This is a genomic window from Pedobacter psychroterrae, from assembly GCF_004331695.1.
Taxonomy (GTDB): domain Bacteria; phylum Bacteroidota; class Bacteroidia; order Sphingobacteriales; family Sphingobacteriaceae; genus Pedobacter; species Pedobacter psychroterrae.
The window spans coordinates 1259129-1275527 of the sequence record NZ_SJSL01000001.1; the positions used below are offsets into that span (position 1 = coordinate 1259129).

Below are 16399 nucleotides of genomic sequence, written 5' to 3' on the forward strand. Positions count from 1 at the left end.
ATGCCTATTTTTGCGGGCATGATCTTTAACTTTATTCGTGATTATCTAAAGCATCGCCTTACCTCAAAAACCCGGCATGGTACCCATTCACCATTTGTTTATCAACTAACGGATGAGGTAATTTACGATTTTCAGTCCACAAATGATTATAAAATCATAGAGGAACAGCGAAAAAAACTTTTTAATGACCATTCTGTCATCACAGTTACAGACCTGGGCGCAGGTTCACATCTGAACAAGAACAAGACCAAGCGCATCAGTCAGATCGCAAAGAATGCGCTCAAGAGCCCGCGACTGGCCCAGCTTATTTACCGGCTTGCCAAAAATAACCAGCCAGCCGATATCATCGAACTGGGCACCTGCCTGGGCATAACTACTGCTTACCTTTCCAAAGCTAGTCCGGAGGCAGACATCATCACCATTGAAGGATGCCCTGAAACTGCAAAGAAGGCATACCAGAACTTTAGGGAACTGGAACTCGATAATGTAGAACTCAGAGTAGGCAACTTCGACACGCTTCTTCCTGCAGTGATTGACGAGACGGAAAAACTCGACTTCGTATACATAGACGGCAATCACCGTAAAGATGCTACCCTAAACTACTTCAACTGGTGCCTGCCCAAAGTACATGAAGGCTCTTTACTGATCTTTGATGATATCTACTGGAGCAAGGGCATGAAAGAAGCCTGGCAGGAAGTAAAACAACATCCTCAGGTTACGGTTACCATAGACCTCTTCTGGATAGGACTGGTTTATTTCCGAAAAGGACAGGTCAAAGAACATTTCAAGATTAAATTTTAAGTAAATTATTTTTCTGTTAGTCAGCTGGTTACTCTTTACAACTGGTAAAACAGTCATATAACTGAAAAAACAGTTGTAAAACTGAATTGTAAGTTATAGCTTTACGTTATGGAAGAATTAACTAAAGCAGAAGAGCGCATCATGCAGATCATATGGAAATTGGAGAAGGGATTTGTAAAGGACATCATCGAAGATATGGAGGAGGAACCAAAGCCACCATACAACACCATCTCATCCATCGTCAGGCTTTTGGAAAAGAAGGGCTACCTCAATTATAAATCTTACGGTAAAACCTACGAATACTACCCTGCCATCAGCAAGGAAGACTATACCCGCACTACTTTTTCCAAGCTGTTTTCCGGTTATTTCGACAACTCTCCGGCCAGTCTGCTTTCCTTTATGGTAAAGGAACAGACGCTTAGTGCGTCAGATATAGAAGAATTGCAGTCGCTCATCAACAAAAACAAAAAATAATATGGAATGGCTTACCTACCTGCTCAAAGTAAGTGTATGCATGGGCTTATTTTACCTGGTTTATCACCTGCTACTAAAGAAACTCACTTTTTTTAGTTTAAACAGATGGTACTTGCTGAGTACGCTGCTGTTAAGTTTCGCAGTGCCATTGCTCGAGATACAGGTAAGGATAAGTCAGGCAGCCGACAAGGAACCAGTTGCAGTAGTCCAGCCGGAAGTTAGGATGAGCCTGGTGGAGGGAATGACTACAATCTCCGGCAGTGAGCCACAAATCACCCATCACACAGTTCAGCCTTCATTCATTGACCAGTTGTCCTGGGAATCTTTTGTAACGTTCCTGTATTGGGCAATAGCTATGGTAATATTCATCACAATGCTTTGGCAGGCGGCACAACTTATTTCACACAGCAGGAAGGTCTCTGATAGTTTTGGCCGGCTAAAAGTGGTCTATAAAAGTTCGGGATTCACCAACTGCTCGTTTCTTCATTATGTTTTTGTCGACCGTAGCCTCGCTGAAGATGCGATGGCAGCAGTGGTCAATCACGAAAGTATACATGCCACCAGGTATCATTCCATTGATAAAATTCTGTTGAATGTATGTAAAATCCTTTTGTGGTTCAGTCCGCCAATTTACTTCTACGCAAAGGCCCTGGAAGAAGTTCATGAATACGAAGCGGACAAAGAAACATCCATTCTAATGGGAAACGCAGTATATGCCAACCTTTTGCTGACGATGGCAGTCAGCAATCGCCGGGAACCTCTGGTTCATTCTTTTGTAAAGAACCCAATAAAGGCGCGGATCAGTATGTTGTTTACTAATCAATCAAAAAATATGAATAAATTAACGTATCTCAGCCTTATACCTGCGGGTATGGCACTCGTATGGCTATTTAGTGTAAAAGAGGTGTATGCCCAGGGCGGTACCCTTTCTAAAGCCCAAGTAATTACTATAAAGGGGGATTCAAAAAATGCTCCCTTGCTGATATCTGCAGCGCTGTCGGACACCAAGCCGCAGGCAGCGAAACCATCGGCCACAGCGCCCGTTCAAGTAACGGACAAGGAACCACCATTGCGACTCGTTGACTACGCTGTACTTGGCGAGGACCCGCTCGTGATCATAGACGGAAAGAAATATACCGCAGAGATCCTGACAAGGATCAGCCCTGCATGTGTGAAATCTTCTAGATTTTCTCGGGACAAAGCGGAAATCACCACCAAAGACGGCCGTATTGAATTTGCCACCAAAGCAGACATCGCTACTGCGAAAATCAGGTTGAAGATGAAGGCCAACGGTAAATTTTACAACCGGTACAAGGTTACGATGGGTGGAAAGACTTACGATGAAATATTGATCAGGACGGACGCCTCTTCACTCCAGGTTAATTATCCAAAAGACTATAGGGTAATGCTGTGCATTGAAGGCAAAGTTTATACTGAGGAGGAGGCCAAAAATTTGCCTGGCATTACCGCATTTAACATAACGGGTTTAAAATGCCGCTACGCGGATGATGATCCGGAAGTTAAGGCGAAATATGGAGATAAATGTGATGTGCTCTTCGACATTTCAAGAATTAAGGTAGCTCCTGACAAGGAGATTGTAGTTACCAGAAATCAGGCATCCTCTTTTGGGGAAGATGCCGTAGGCAGATTTTTCTATTCAGCAAAAGATTCAACCATAGTAAACCACAACCAAGGCGTTTTGACACTTTACGGAGAAGCCAAAATACAGAATTCGAAGGTAGATCTGACTGCCGAAAAGATCAGCTTAGATAAGCCGTCGCGCATCGCTCTGGCAGAAAACGTAAGTTACAAAGTCAACGGGAAGACCGGTAAAGCTCCCTATGCCCGCTTTGACCTCTATAAAGGCACTTTTGAAATATTAGGAGATATCCCCGGTATTTCACCGGAATAGCATATTTCAATCGCTCTCTCAGCCAGACTGGTTTGTTGGCTAGTCTGGCATTTTTCTCCCTTTGTAAACTGCTTTGCAGCGGGAGTAAAGAACGGCAATGGTATAAATAATAAGTGACCCCAATAACGGGTGAAAGTTAAATTAACAAAACAAATATATGGAATGGCTCACCTACCTGCTCAAAGTAACTGCCTGCACGGCCTTGTTCTATGCGTTCTATCATTTCTGTTTGCGAAACCTTACATTTTTTGCCGCCAACAGAATCTACTTAGTAGCTACCTTGCTGATAAGTTTTGCTATCCCCGCAGTTCAGTTTGAGGTAGAACGAGCAGCCATAAACCTTGCACAGGTAAAAGAAGATGTCCTGTTTCCTTTACGTACTTTTGCGGATGTCCGTGATCAGACGTTGCCCGATTCAAAGAACCATCCTCAAGCAACGGAAGTCACAAATGAGTTAAATTGGCAGCTGATACTTTTCAGCTGTTATTGGCTCATTGCGGCAGTTATACTTTGCGTATCTGCCTTCCAGGGATTGAAATTACTCAAACATGCCAGAAAGGTGAATCTGAAAATCGGCCGGTTAAAGGTTATTTTTAAACCAGATGGCTTTACCAACTGCTCTTTCTTAAACTACGTATTTGTAAACCAGCAGGAATTAACTGAAGAAGAGATGAACGTGATCTTGCAACATGAGCAAGTGCATGTTGCCAGATACCACTCGGTAGATAAACTCCTCATCTCTGCCTGCAAGGCACTGTTATGGTTCAGTCCTATCATCTACCTTTACGATAGTGCCTTGGAACAAACACATGAATATGAAGCCGACAAAGAAACTTCTTTGACCATGGGCGATACCCCTTATGCCAATCTGCTGCTGGCCATGGCAGTGAAGAAAAATAATCCTTCTTTGGTGCTCAGTTTTGTCCGTAACCCGCTAAAAGGAAGAATCAAAATGCTTTTCACAAATCAATCAAAAAATATGAAAAAGTTAACGTATCTCGCAGTACTGCCTGTAGGGCTGGCACTAACCTGGGCCTTTACCGTTCAGGTAGTCTATGCAAGCCTTCCCGATGAAGCAATACAGCAAACACTTGTTGCACCTTCCGATAATGAAGCCGCTCCTTTACAAACTACTACCTCTCAGGAAGTAATAAAAACAGAAAAGCCTGAAGTCAGCGATGCTCCCGCTGACACCTTATGGATGATCGATTATCCTTCACTAGGCAAATATTCTGAAGTGGTCATCAATGGAAAATCTTACGGCCCAAACATCCTGACTAAAATGAGTCCGGGGGGTATAAAATCAATAAAAGGCAGCGATTCCGGCAGGCTGGAGATCACCACTTGGGGCGACAAACTTGAGTACGCGACAGAAATTGACAAAGAGAACGTAAGAACCCGCAACAAAGCTATGGCAGGCAAGTTTTATGCCCGCTATCGCAAAAAAAGCCAGGATGGTAGCCGCTATGACTACGCGGAGATTAAAGTGCCGGGTAGTGGTGGCGGTGGAGTAAGCATTGATAAAGGCAAAAAGCTGTTGCTGGTATACGAAGGCAGGCAATATTCCGAACGGAAATTTAAAGCGCTAACCGCTGATCAGTTCAGGAAAAGAGCCATGACTTTCAGAAGTACAGATGAAGAAATAGCAATTAAATATGGTAAGGGATACGGCTCAATGATAGAAGTATTCTCGGTTAGGGATATAGTCGGATATGAACCCCAGCCATTTAGAGATTTAAATAATGCTGACGCGGGTAGTAAGCTCTCTTATCAGGTAAAGGACTCTATCTGGCTTAGTGATGATAAAAAGAATTCAACACTTTTTGGAGGAGTTAAGATCACACACGGAAAGCTCAATATTACTGCTGATAAGGCTAAAACTGAAGATGCCGGACAGATCGTCTATGCGAAGAATGTCAGTTTTACTAGCGAGCTTCATCATAATCCCGTCACCGCTTCCTTCATGAAATTTAACCTAAAAGACGGCACGTATCAAATTATAAAGCATATACCCGATTTATAATGATGTAGATGTCAGTCTAAAACTTAACATTCAACTAAATTAAAACGCCTCAGCCAGGCTGACGTAAAAACCAGTCTGGCGTTTTTCGTTGGCACGTTTCTCGCCAATCCCATAGTCCAGGCGCATACTCAGCCCTTTCTCAGGATCAAAGAAATACCTCCCGCCTGCACCAAAAGAAGGCTTGAAGTTCTGAACAGCAAAATCGCCGTTTCCGAATACCTGTCCGCCGCCCCCAAATATCACCACACCAAAGCGGTTATTGTACCTGTACCGCAACTCTGCCTGCGCCGCCAAAAGATTGTTTTCTCTGTACCTCCCAGTATAATAGCCCCTCATGATCTCATCATTGCCCATCTGGGGAAGCAAGTAAAAGGGTGTTTTTTTGCCCTGTATGCTGTGGAAAAGACCATGTACTCCCAAAACAAGCTTAGGCGAGAGCGACCAGAAGTTGCGTACATTGGCCTTGATCAGGCTGCCGGTAAAGTTCTCTCCTCCCCAAAAGTCGGGCGCATACTGGTAGGTGACCCTGCCCATAAACCCTTTGGTGGTATAATTGTTAGAATTTCTGGTATCATAACTCTGCGAAAAGCCCGCATACATCACCGAACCGCCAATTTTATGAACCAGGCTTTTATCAGTAGAAAATATCCCACCAGCTTCCTTATCAGTAAAATGATAGGTCTCAAAGCCCAGAGAAATTCCGGTATACAGGTTTGGGGCGAGCATCTTTTCAGGCTCCAAAACAACCTTTACCGAACCCTGCACCAATCTGTCCTTGTCGGTCTCTAAAGTATTATTCCCAACCCCGTAAAAATCAAAAGGCATTCGTTTAAAGCGTACTTCGGTAATGCAATGGTGACTGTTTCCCTTAGTCCAGATATCGCTTTTTAAGGAAATATTGTATTGCCCCTTGGTAGATACTGAAACCACGCCAGAGAAATTGGAACTGCGGTTAGTAAGGTCTTTTTTGTCCAAATAAGTGGAATATAATGCGCCTAAACCAAATTCAATCCCAATTTCCTGAGTGTACCTGAATACAGGAACAGGCATAAAACTAGCCTTTCTGGAAGAATCTGTTTTATCGGAAAGATAACGCTCTATAAATTTCTTCTGCCCCAGTACGTTCGTGACGATCAGAACGAGCAGGGTGCATAAGGGAAATTTCTTCATTGGCCTAAAATAGTATAAAGTTTTAAGAATTTTATTGCACGTGTACAATTTTGAGGCCATTTTATTAGAGAACAAACTTGCTGGCCTGCAGGGTATGTGCTCACATGCTGATTTGCGAAAGGTAGTACTGGTACTGTCCAGAGAAGCTAATAACAAGTGTATGATCTCGGTTTTATTTCGTTATGAATTTTAAATTAAAATATAATTGATATATGGTTAATGTATCATTGGTATATCGTTTCTATATCACATTTAATAGATAAATGATATGGCAAGGATATACCAACCATATATCGACCATATCTTAACATAAGAATTAGAACAAGGTGATTCAGGAAAGAGACAAAAGTTATAAGCTTGTTTGATGCTAAATAGATGTCGGGATGCAGGCGCTGAGCTAATGATTTCAGACTTACGAATATTTGCCTATTTTTGCAGCTATAACAAAATCAGATCAAAATGAGTACAACAAGAGGACCAATTTCTCAGTTCATGGAGCGCAATTATCTCCATTTTAACGCAGCAGCGATGATGGATGCGGCAAAGGGATATGAAACACATTTGGATGAAGGAGGTAAAATGATGATTACCCTGGCTGGTGCGATGAGTACAGCTGAACTGGGTATATCATTGGCCGAGATGATCCGTCAGGATAAAGTGGCCATCATTTCCTGCACAGGCGCCAACCTGGAAGAGGATATCATGAATCTTGTTGCACATTCTCACTATAAAAGGGTGCCTAACTACCGCGATTTGAGTCCGCAGGACGAGTGGGACCTGTTGGAAAACCACTACAACCGCGTTACTGACACCTGTATTCCGGAAGAAGAGGCGTTCAGAAGACTGCAAAAGCATATCCATAAAATCTGGAAAGATGCAGATGATGCCGGTGAGCGGTACTTTCCGCATGAATATATGTACAAAATGTTGTTGAGCGGCGATCTTGAACAGTACTATGAAATAGATCCTAAAAACTCCTGGATGCTGGCAGCAGCAGAAAAGAACCTACCGATTGTAGTACCGGGATGGGAAGATTCGACGATGGGAAACATTTTTGCATCTTATGTGATGAAGTCGGAGATAAAAGCTACAACGATGAAAAGCGGCATCGAGTATATGGGCTGGCTGGCAAATTGGTACATTGCGAATAGCGATGGCAAAGGCATAGGCTTTTTCCAGATCGGTGGCGGTATAGCCGGCGACTTTCCGATCTGTGTAGTCCCGATGCTTTATCAGGATATGGAAATGGAGAACATACCGTTCTGGAGTTATTTCTGCCAAATCTCAGATTCAACTACTTCTTATGGGTCTTACTCCGGAGCAGTACCCAATGAAAAGATCACCTGGGGTAAGCTGGACATCCATACCCCAAAATTTATCGTGGAATCTGATGCAACAATTGTAGCACCGCTTATGTTTGCATGGATCTTAAAAATGTAAATTGAAATACCAAATCTTACCGGTAAAGTGAATGACAAATGAGAATCAGCAGCTTTCTGAAAATTGCTGATTTTCCTTGTTTAAAGCATCAAAAACAAACTATTTAGATTGATTATAAATTGTATTTCCTGTCATTTATTTGTCATTGGTAAGTTAATAAATTTTACTTTTGTGGACGTTTTGGGAGAGGATTAAGTTTTCAACATCCATTGCGTTTTATAAGTTTTTTAAAATAAAGCATAAAATACTCATTATGAGGAATATCTCATTGATCGTTAAAAGAGTTTGGAAGTCGGCATTTTTATTTGCGGCCCTATCTGTTTTAACTGTTTCTGCAACACAGGCACAAGATGTAGTAGAGGGCAGGAAATTATTTAAGGACAATTGTGCGTCCTGCCATACTTTGGACCGCAATAGTACGGGGCCTGCATTGACACCTAAATTAACTGAGCTGGACGAAGCTTATGCGCTTAAGTGGATTAAAAATGCGCCGGCTTTGATCAAATCAGGTGATCCTCAGGCGGTAGAAGCTGCAAAGTTCTCTCCTGCGGAGATGACTGCATTTACGCGTTTGACAGATGATCAGATTAAAAACATCATCGCTTATGCTAAAGCGGGTGAGCCTAAGAAAGAAGGCGAGGCAGCTGCGGGTGCCCCAACTGCTTCAGAAGGTATTTCTGATTTCTCTCTAGCGGGTATCATTGCCATTATCATTGTTTCGATCATTGTATTGGTCGTTTTGGGTCGCGCCATCAAATTACTGGAGCGCCTGATCCTTCAAAAACAAGGAGTAGTGCTGGTAGAGGAAGAAAACGTTTCGTTCGGAACAGGTATTAAAAGGCTGTTCAAAAACAAGAAATTTGTATTTTTCTTTATCTTGTGTGTGATCATCAGCCTGGGTTCATTTGGCTGGATGGGCATGTGGAATACGGGTGTTCATACAGGTTATCAGCCTGTGCAGCCGATCAAGTTTTCTCATGAACTGCATGCGGGAACCAATAAGATTGATTGTCAGTTCTGTCACTCAGGTGCCTTTAAATCAAAAAATTCAACTATACCATCAGCAAATGTTTGTATGAACTGTCACAAGTCGGTTCAGGCTACAGAAAAATATGATGGAGAGATCTCTCCTGAGATTCAAAAGATCTATAATGCACTTGGTTATGACCCTGCGTCGATGACCTATGATAAAACTAAAGAGAAGCCGATTGAATGGGTCCGTGTACACAACCTACCTGATTTCGCTTACTTTAACCACTCTCAGCACGTAGTAGTGGGTGAAGAAGCCATCAGAAAAGAAAAAGGACTGAAACCTGAAGAGCCTGTTTGTTTCGCTTGTCATGGTCCGGTAGACACCATGGAAGAGATCTATCAGTACTCTCCGCTGACCATGAAATGGTGTGTTAACTGTCACAAAGATACCCAGCTGGAAGTAAAAGGAAATGCATTCTATGACAAGATCATTGAAGCGCATGAGAAAATTAAAAAAGGCGAGAAAATTACACCGGCTGCACTGGGTGGTTTAGAGTGCGGTAAGTGTCATTATTAATAAGAGTTTAATAGTAAGAACGTTCGATAAACAGTAATATAGCTTAAATGGAAAGCAATAAGAAATACTGGAAAGGCTTAGAAGAGTATAAAAACACTCCGGATTTTGTTGAAAACAACAAAAACGAATTTGCTGAGCCACTTCCAATAGAAGATGTTTTAAATGAAGCAGGGTTAAGTACAGTAACTCCCCGCCGCGACTTTTTAAAAGCTTTAGGCTTTGGTCTGGGTGCGGTTACGCTGGCAGCTTGTCAGACAGCTCCTGTTCATAAATCAATACCTTACCTGATCAAGCCAGAAGAAATAGTTCCGGGAATACCGAACTACTATGTATCCAGCTTCAATGGTCAAAGTGTATTGGTTAAGACCAGAGAAGGACGACCTATCAAGATAGAACCTAATCCAAATGCAGGCTCGTTTTTCCGTGGTACGGATGCACAGGCGCAGGCTTCGGTGTTAGATCTTTATGATGTTTCCAAACTTAAAGCTCCTGTAATTAAAGATGCGGAGGCCAACTGGGCTAAAGTAGATGAGTTTGTAACAGGAGAGTTGAATAAAGCTCAGGCTTCGGGCAAAAAAATCAGGATCGTTTCATCTTCGGTAAGCAGCCCTTCTGCAAAGGCTGTAATCGCTGACTTTACGGTTGCTTATCCAAATACTAAGCACATACAATACGATGCAATTTCTTATACTGGTATCATTAAAGCCAATGAAAACAGCTTTGGTAAGCCGGTAGTTCCAAAATACAACTTTGACAAAGCTGACCTGATTGTTAGTTTTGGAGCAGATTTCTTAGGTACCTGGATCAGCGGTGAAGAGTTTACTTCGCAGTATGTTTCCAACAGGGACGCTAAATCACTGAAAGCTGGTAAAATGTCCCGCCATTTTCAGTTTGAGGCCGGAATGAGCCTTACAGGAACAAACGCTGATACACGTGTGCCAATAAAGCTTTCGGAAGAAGGGCCTGCGCTGATCACTTTATACAATGCCATTACAGGTGCTGGTTTAGCCGGTGGTACATTAGGAAATAATGTGACTGCAGACAAGGCACTAAAGCTGGTAGGTAAAGAATTAGTACAGAATAAAGGAAAAGCATTGGTTGTTTCAGGTTCAAATGATGTGTCTACACAGATTTTGGTAAACGCGATCAACTCGGCAATAGGCAGTTACGGTACTACCATAGACCTTGACAATTCTAGCAAACGCTATGCAGGTAATGATGCAGAATTTGCTGAATTCATCAATGAGATGAACAGAGGTGAGGTAGCAGCGGTATTCTTCCTGAACAGCAATCCTGGCTATGATGTAGCCAACAATAAAGCATTTACTGACGGACTGGCGAAAGTTGGCCTGAAAGTATCTTTCTCTGACAGAAAAGACGAGACCTCATCACTATGTGATGTGATCGCTATTAATAATAACTACCTGGAATCATGGGGTGATGCAAATGCATACGAAGGTTACTACTCTATCGTACAGCCTACCATCAATCCGGTGTTTAACTCACGTCAGGCTGAGGAAAGCTTGCTGATCTGGTCTAACGGCCCGGTTAAAGAATACTATCAGTATGTACGCAATAACTGGGAAGTCAATATTTTACCATCACTTGGTAAAACATGGAAAGATGTATTGCAGACGGGTGTTTTTGCAGGTGTTCAGAAACCGGCAGGAACGTATACTTTCGGCTTGTCGCTTGCAGCAGTGATTCCTTCTGTGATCAATAGCAGCAAAGCACTGGCTAAAGACATCGAATTGCAGGTGTATGAAAGCATCCCGATGCGTGATGGCCGTCATGCTAACAACGCATTCTTACAAGAACTTCCTGATCCTGTTTCTAAAGTTACATGGGACAATTACATTGCCCTTGGACCGAAATTCGCTGAGGAACTGGGTTATAAAGAATTTGATATTGTATCGATCAAAGACGATAAAGGTTATACCATTGAATTGCCTGTGCTGATCCAGCCTGGACAAGCTAAGGGTACGGCTTCTATTGCTTTGGGATATGGACGTACCAAGGCAGGTAAAGCTGGAAACGATGTGGGTAAAAATGCTTATCCTTTTGTAAGCTTTAGCAATGGTACTTCTAAATATACCACTACTGTGAAACTGGAAGGTACCGGAAAACGTGAAGAACTGGCGCAAACACAAACGCACCATTCTTTTGAAGGAAGGAACATCGTCCGCGAATCTACTTTTACAGAATATAAAAAGAACCCTGCAGCGGGATCAGGTAATGAGCACGCGAAGCATAAAACCTACGATCTGTGGGATAAATTTGAAAAACCAGGAAATAACTGGGTAATGGCAATTGACCTGAACGCTTGTACAGGTTGTGGCTCATGTATCGTTGCCTGTAATGTGGAGAACAACATCCCTGTAGTAGGTAAAGATGAAGTTCGCAAGCGCAGAGAAATGCACTGGTTACGTATCGACCGTTATTACAGCTTTAACCAGGAAGCGGGCGCAGAAGCAGAACATGGGGCACACGCACATGGTAATGGCATTAATGCGGTAACTAAAGAAAAAGAGATTGCACATTTGGAAGCTAATCAGATGGACAATGTTTCAGTAGTGCACCAGCCGATGCTTTGTCAGCATTGCGACCACGCACCTTGTGAAACAGTATGTCCGGTACTGGCAACGGTACACTCGTCTGACGGCTTAAACCACATGGCTTATAACCGTTGCGTAGGTACCCGTTACTGTGCGAACAACTGTCCGTATAAAGTACGTCGTTTCAACTGGTTCAACTACTGGAATGATTCACGTTTTGACAACTACCTGAACAATGAGTTTACTCAGTTGATGCTGAACCCTGACGTAACTGTGCGTTCAAGAGGGGTGATGGAGAAATGTTCTATGTGTATCCAAAGGATCCAGGGTGGTAAACTGCAGGCAAAACTGGAGAAACGTCCGTTGAAAGATGGCGATATCAAAATGGCTTGTCAGCAGGCTTGTTCTGCCAACGCGATCATATTTGGAGATGGCAACGATCCTGATTCGGAAGTATCAAAAGCATTGCGTAGTGAGCGTATCTACTACGTACTGGAAGAGATCAACGTACAGCCGGGTATAGGTTATATGACAAAAATTAGAAACACAGATACAACAGTGCACGCGTAAGCAGATAGCTGATATTAAAAGAAAAATACATTATGTCAGGACATAAGGAATCAATATTAAGAGAGCCATTAATCACCGGTAAAGATATCACGTATGCAAAGATTACGAATGATATCCTGCTGCCGGTAGAGAATAAGCCAAACAGGGCATGGTGGATAGGATTTATCATTTCACTTTGCGGAGCTACACTTTGGGTAGTAGCCGTAAGCTATACCTTTTGGTTTGGTATCGGGGCATGGGGACTGAACAAGACCGTAGGCTGGGCATGGGACATCACCGGCTTCGTATGGTGGGTAGGTATAGGTCACGCCGGAACGCTGATCTCTGCAGTACTTTTACTCTTCCGTCAGAACTGGAGGAACTCCATCAACAGGTCTGCAGAGGCAATGACGATCTTTGCCGTTATCTGTGCCGCTACGTATGTAGTATCCCATATGGGTCGTCCATGGTTGGCCTACTGGGTACTTCCATTGCCGAATCAGTTCGGATCCCTATGGGTTAACTTTAACTCCCCATTGGTTTGGGATATGTTTGCGATCTCGACTTACTTTTCTGTTTCCTTGTTATTCTGGTATACAGGTTTATTGCCTGATATTGCTACCATACGTGACCGCGCTACAGGTGTGAGAAGAAGAATTTATTCAGTATTATCATTCGGATGGGCTGGTAACGTTAAAACATGGCAGCGTTTTGAGGCAGTGTCCTTAATTCTTGCCGGTATTTCTACCCCATTGGTACTTTCGGTACACACGATTGTATCTATGGACTTTGCTACCTCGGTAATCCCGGGATGGCATACTACGATCTTCCCTCCTTATTTCGTGGCAGGGGCGATCTTCTCAGGATTTGCGATGGTACTTACCTTATTATTGGTAGCACGTAAAGTTTTGGGACTGGAGAACTACATCACGATGTTCCACATTGAGTCGATGAACAAAATCATTATCTTAACCGGATCTATTGTCGGTGTGGCTTATATAACTGAGTTTTTCATTGCCTGGTATTCAGGTTCAGAATATGAGCAGTACGCATTTATCAACCGTTCTACCGGTCCATACTGGTGGGCATACTGGATGATGATGACCTGTAACGTGATCTCTCCGCAATTGCTGTGGTTTAAAAAGATCCGTACCAGCATCGCAGCTACCTGGATTTTATCTATCGTAGTAAACATCGGGATGTGGTTTGAGCGTTTTGTAATCATCGTAACTTCACTTCACCGTGATTACCTTCCTTCGAGTTGGGCGATGTTCTATCCATCGTGGGTGGACGTGAGTGTGTTTGTTGGTTCGATCGGTGTGTTTTTTACTTTGTTCCTGTTGTTTTTGAGGGTGTTGCCTTCAATTGCAATAGCGGAGGTAAAACTATTACTGAAGAGTGCAAGTGAGCAGTCTAAAATGGAGCAGATTAAGGAAGGTCATTTAGATAAAGAGCAGGTAGCGGAATACGTTGAGTCTCTTGAGAAATTTGATAGTGTTAAACAAGAAGAATACGCAAAAATATAACAATGAATAATATCAAATATATTTTAGGCAGTTTTGGTGATCCTGATGAAATGATGCATGGCATCGATAAATTGCAGGAAAATAACATTAAGATACATGATGTTTATACACCGATGCCTATTCACGGAATAGAAGCAAAACTTGGGGTTAAGCGTTCAAGACTGGATATAGCGGCATTCTTTTTTGGGATAACCGGGACCTGTACCATGCTTTCGTTTGTATATTTCGCAGCTGCGTACGACTGGCCAATAAATATTGGTGGTAAGCCACACTTTGCTTTGCCGGATTTTATACCGATCACGTTTGAGTTGACCATCTTGTTTTGTGCTTTTGGTCTGGTAGGTTCTTATTATGCATCAACGCATTTGTTTCCGGGAAGAGCACCAAGGGTGATGGACCTAAGGGCTACAAATGACAGGTTTATTATTGCTATAGATGCAAAAGAGAATGCCGAGCATAGTAAAATTGATGATTTATTAAAAGAAGCCGGTGCTTTAGAAGTAAAGTATAATGAAAGGAAGTATGTTAGCTATGAATAAGAATAAAGTTGTTTTAGCCTCATTTTGTATCCTAGCAAGTGCTGTTGTATTTTCGGCATGCAGGGATAAGCAAAGTACAGGTTTAGAATATGCAAGGAATATGTACGATCCGATTGCTTACAATCCGGATCAACCAAATAAAAACTTTGCGAACGGACAGACTGCGCAGACGCCTCCTAAAAATACGGCTCCGGTTGGATTTGTAGAGGATGACATTTATCCGAACACAAAGGAAGGATATGAAGCAGCAGGAATAAACCTGGTAAACAGCCTGCAACTGACGGAAAAGAATCTCCTTGAGGGAAAGCACTTATTTAAGGTAATGTGCAGTCCTTGTCATGGAATGGAAGGTGACGGACAAGGTCACCTGGTAAAAATTGAAAAATTCAGTGGTGTTCCTTCGTTTCACGATCCTGAAAAAGCTTCTTCAAGAGGTGGGTTGATGAAAGACCTGAGCGCCGGAAAGATCTATCATACCATTAAATATGGGGTAAACATGATGGGCTCTTATGCTTCTCAATTGACACCGGAAGAAAGATGGAAAGTGGTATTGTATGTTCAGGAATTACAAAAAGCAAAATAGTAAAGAAGAAATAAATGGGAACTCATAATTATAATTTAACCGAGCAGTTTGAGTTTACAGGTAAGGCAAAAACTTTAAGCATCATCGCTATCGTGGTAGGGATTGCTGCGATAGGGTATGGCTTTTCTGCAGAGGCGCTTCATGAGCGTACTTTTGCTAACCTGTTACTAATGGCTTATTACTTCGCTTGTGTTTGCATGTCGGGCGCATTCTTTTTAGCTGTTCAGTTTGTAGCACAGGCAGGATGGTCTGCTTCTATACTTCGCGTGCCTCAGGCGATGGCAAAGGTATTGCCAATTGCCGTAGTGATCCTGATCGTAGTGATGGGATTGGGGTTATATACACATAACTTGTATCACCACTGGCATGCTGACGGCCTTACTGATCCAAGCAGTCCAAACTACGATAAACTAATAGACGGTAAGTCAGCATTTTTAAATGTGCCTTTCTTTATGGCCCGTCAGGTGATCTTCCTGGGTGTATATAGTATTTTCGCTTTATTGCTGGCAAAACTATCTAACAATGAGGATTTGCATGGCGGCCTTAATTCTTACAGAAAGAGCTTTAAATACTCTTGTATATTTTTAGTGATCTACGGATTTACGACACCAATATTTGCATTTGATACGGTGATGTCATTGGAAGCACACTGGTTCTCTACTATGTTTGGCTGGTACAACTTTGCCGCCATGTGGGTAAGCAGTCTGGCTACTATAGCGATCATCATCATCCTTTTGAGGAAATCGGGATACATGAGCTGGGTTAACAATAGCCACCTGCACAACCTTGGACAGTTTATCTTTGGTTTCTCTATCTTCTGGACGTATGTATGGTTTGCACAGTTCCTGTTGATCTACTATGCCAACATGCCGGAGGAAACAGTATATTTCTACATCAGGTTTGAGCATTATGAGTTCTGGTTTTACCTGAACCTGATCCTGAACTTCCTTGCGCCGGTATTGCTGTTGATGGACAGGGACAATAAAAGACAGGAAAATACTTTACTGGCGGTATCAATAGTGGTATTGATTGGTCACTGGGTAGATTATTATCAGATGATCATGCCTGGTACAGTAGCGGAGCATCATGCATTTGGTTTTATTGAGATTGGAATTGCACTAGGTTTTGTAGGTTTGTTTACCTTTACCGTTTTAAGCAGCTTAAGTAAGAAACCTTTGATCGCAAAGAACCATCCGTTTTTACAAGAGAGTTTAAATCACCATCTTTAACGGGTGAGCGGGATTGCATATAATAAATAATAGTATAATAGAAGTACAG

The 16399-nt window shown here is 42.5% G+C and carries 12 protein-coding genes; 11 read left to right on the forward strand and 1 reads right to left on the reverse strand.

The window, feature by feature from the left end:
* From EZ437_RS05545 to EZ437_RS05560, 4 genes are all read left to right on the forward strand, one after another.
* Complete coding sequence (locus tag EZ437_RS05545; RefSeq protein WP_225869501.1) at positions 1-801, forward strand: O-methyltransferase; 801 nt, start codon at positions 1-3, stop codon at positions 799-801.
* A 108-nt stretch (positions 802-909) separates the two neighbouring features.
* Positions 910-1275, forward strand: coding sequence for a BlaI/MecI/CopY family transcriptional regulator (locus EZ437_RS05550; protein WP_131594052.1), 366 nt, complete (start codon positions 910-912; stop codon positions 1273-1275).
* Between the two features lies 1 nt (position 1276).
* Positions 1277-3187, forward strand: a complete 1911-nt coding sequence (locus EZ437_RS05555; RefSeq protein ID WP_131594054.1) for a M56 family metallopeptidase — start codon at positions 1277-1279, stop codon at positions 3185-3187.
* A 157-nt stretch (positions 3188-3344) separates the two neighbouring features.
* Positions 3345-5210 (forward strand): M56 family metallopeptidase, encoded by a 1866-nt coding sequence (locus tag EZ437_RS05560; protein ID WP_131594056.1) that lies wholly within the window; start codon positions 3345-3347, stop codon positions 5208-5210.
* 39 nt (positions 5211-5249) lie between these two features.
* Here the strand turns inward: EZ437_RS05560 and EZ437_RS05565 are convergent, their stop codons facing one another.
* Entirely contained in the window at positions 5250-6380 is a 1131-nt protein-coding gene (locus tag EZ437_RS05565) for a BamA/TamA family outer membrane protein (protein ID WP_131594058.1), read from the reverse strand.
* A gap of 459 nt (positions 6381-6839) precedes the next feature.
* Here EZ437_RS05565 and EZ437_RS05570 point away from each other — a divergent pair, with 459 nt between their 5' ends.
* From EZ437_RS05570 to EZ437_RS05600, 7 genes are all read left to right on the forward strand, one after another.
* Positions 6840-7820 carry a deoxyhypusine synthase family protein gene (locus tag EZ437_RS05570; RefSeq protein WP_131594060.1) on the forward strand — a complete coding sequence of 327 codons (981 nt, stop codon included), beginning with the start codon at positions 6840-6842 and terminating at the stop codon, positions 7818-7820.
* A 253-nt stretch (positions 7821-8073) separates the two neighbouring features.
* The gene (locus EZ437_RS05575; RefSeq protein WP_131594062.1) at positions 8074-9369 is read left to right on the forward strand and encodes a c-type cytochrome; all 1296 of its coding nucleotides are present in this window, start codon (positions 8074-8076) and stop codon (positions 9367-9369) included.
* A 47-nt stretch (positions 9370-9416) separates the two neighbouring features.
* Positions 9417-12494: a TAT-variant-translocated molybdopterin oxidoreductase gene (locus EZ437_RS05580; protein WP_131594064.1), complete on the forward strand. Its 3078-nt coding sequence runs from the start codon at positions 9417-9419 to the stop codon at positions 12492-12494.
* Between the two features lie 32 nt (positions 12495-12526).
* Positions 12527-13999: an NrfD/PsrC family molybdoenzyme membrane anchor subunit gene (gene nrfD / locus EZ437_RS05585; RefSeq protein WP_131594066.1), complete on the forward strand. Its 1473-nt coding sequence runs from the start codon at positions 12527-12529 to the stop codon at positions 13997-13999.
* Positions 14000-14001: 2 nt separating this feature from the next.
* On the forward strand, positions 14002-14538 hold the full coding sequence (locus EZ437_RS05590) for a DUF3341 domain-containing protein (RefSeq protein WP_131594068.1): 537 nt from the start codon (positions 14002-14004) through the stop codon (positions 14536-14538).
* Entirely contained in the window at positions 14531-15121 is a 591-nt protein-coding gene (locus EZ437_RS05595) for a c-type cytochrome (protein ID WP_394343163.1), read from the forward strand. Before EZ437_RS05590 ends, EZ437_RS05595 begins: the two co-directional genes overlap by 8 nt.
* Positions 15122-15135: 14 nt before the next feature.
* Positions 15136-16350, forward strand: a complete 1215-nt coding sequence (locus tag EZ437_RS05600; RefSeq protein WP_131594072.1) for a quinol:cytochrome C oxidoreductase — start codon at positions 15136-15138, stop codon at positions 16348-16350.
* The last annotated feature ends 49 nt before the right edge of the window (positions 16351-16399 follow it).

Excerpts from the sequence above, each read along its gene's own strand:
- EZ437_RS05555 (WP_131594054.1), top strand. The coding sequence starts at position 1,277 with ATGGAATGGCTTACCTACCTGCTCAAAGTAAGTGTATGCATGGGCTTA.
- EZ437_RS05565 (WP_131594058.1), bottom strand. The coding sequence starts at position 6,380 with ATGAAGAAATTTCCCTTATGCACCCTGCTCGTTCTGATCGTCACGAAC.
- EZ437_RS05560 (WP_131594056.1), top strand. The coding sequence starts at position 3,345 with ATGGAATGGCTCACCTACCTGCTCAAAGTAACTGCCTGCACGGCCTTG.
- EZ437_RS05600 (WP_131594072.1), top strand. The coding sequence starts at position 15,136 with ATGGGAACTCATAATTATAATTTAACCGAGCAGTTTGAGTTTACAGGT.
- EZ437_RS05595 (WP_394343163.1), top strand. The coding sequence starts at position 14,531 with ATGAATAAGAATAAAGTTGTTTTAGCCTCATTTTGTATCCTAGCAAGT.
- EZ437_RS05580 (WP_131594064.1), top strand. The coding sequence starts at position 9,417 with ATGGAAAGCAATAAGAAATACTGGAAAGGCTTAGAAGAGTATAAAAAC.
- EZ437_RS05575 (WP_131594062.1), top strand. The coding sequence starts at position 8,074 with ATGAGGAATATCTCATTGATCGTTAAAAGAGTTTGGAAGTCGGCATTT.
- nrfD (WP_131594066.1), top strand. The coding sequence starts at position 12,527 with ATGTCAGGACATAAGGAATCAATATTAAGAGAGCCATTAATCACCGGT.
- EZ437_RS05550 (WP_131594052.1), top strand. The coding sequence starts at position 910 with ATGGAAGAATTAACTAAAGCAGAAGAGCGCATCATGCAGATCATATGG.
- EZ437_RS05545 (WP_225869501.1), top strand. The coding sequence starts at position 1 with ATGCCTATTTTTGCGGGCATGATCTTTAACTTTATTCGTGATTATCTA.
- EZ437_RS05590 (WP_131594068.1), top strand. The coding sequence starts at position 14,002 with ATGAATAATATCAAATATATTTTAGGCAGTTTTGGTGATCCTGATGAA.
- EZ437_RS05570 (WP_131594060.1), top strand. The coding sequence starts at position 6,840 with ATGAGTACAACAAGAGGACCAATTTCTCAGTTCATGGAGCGCAATTAT.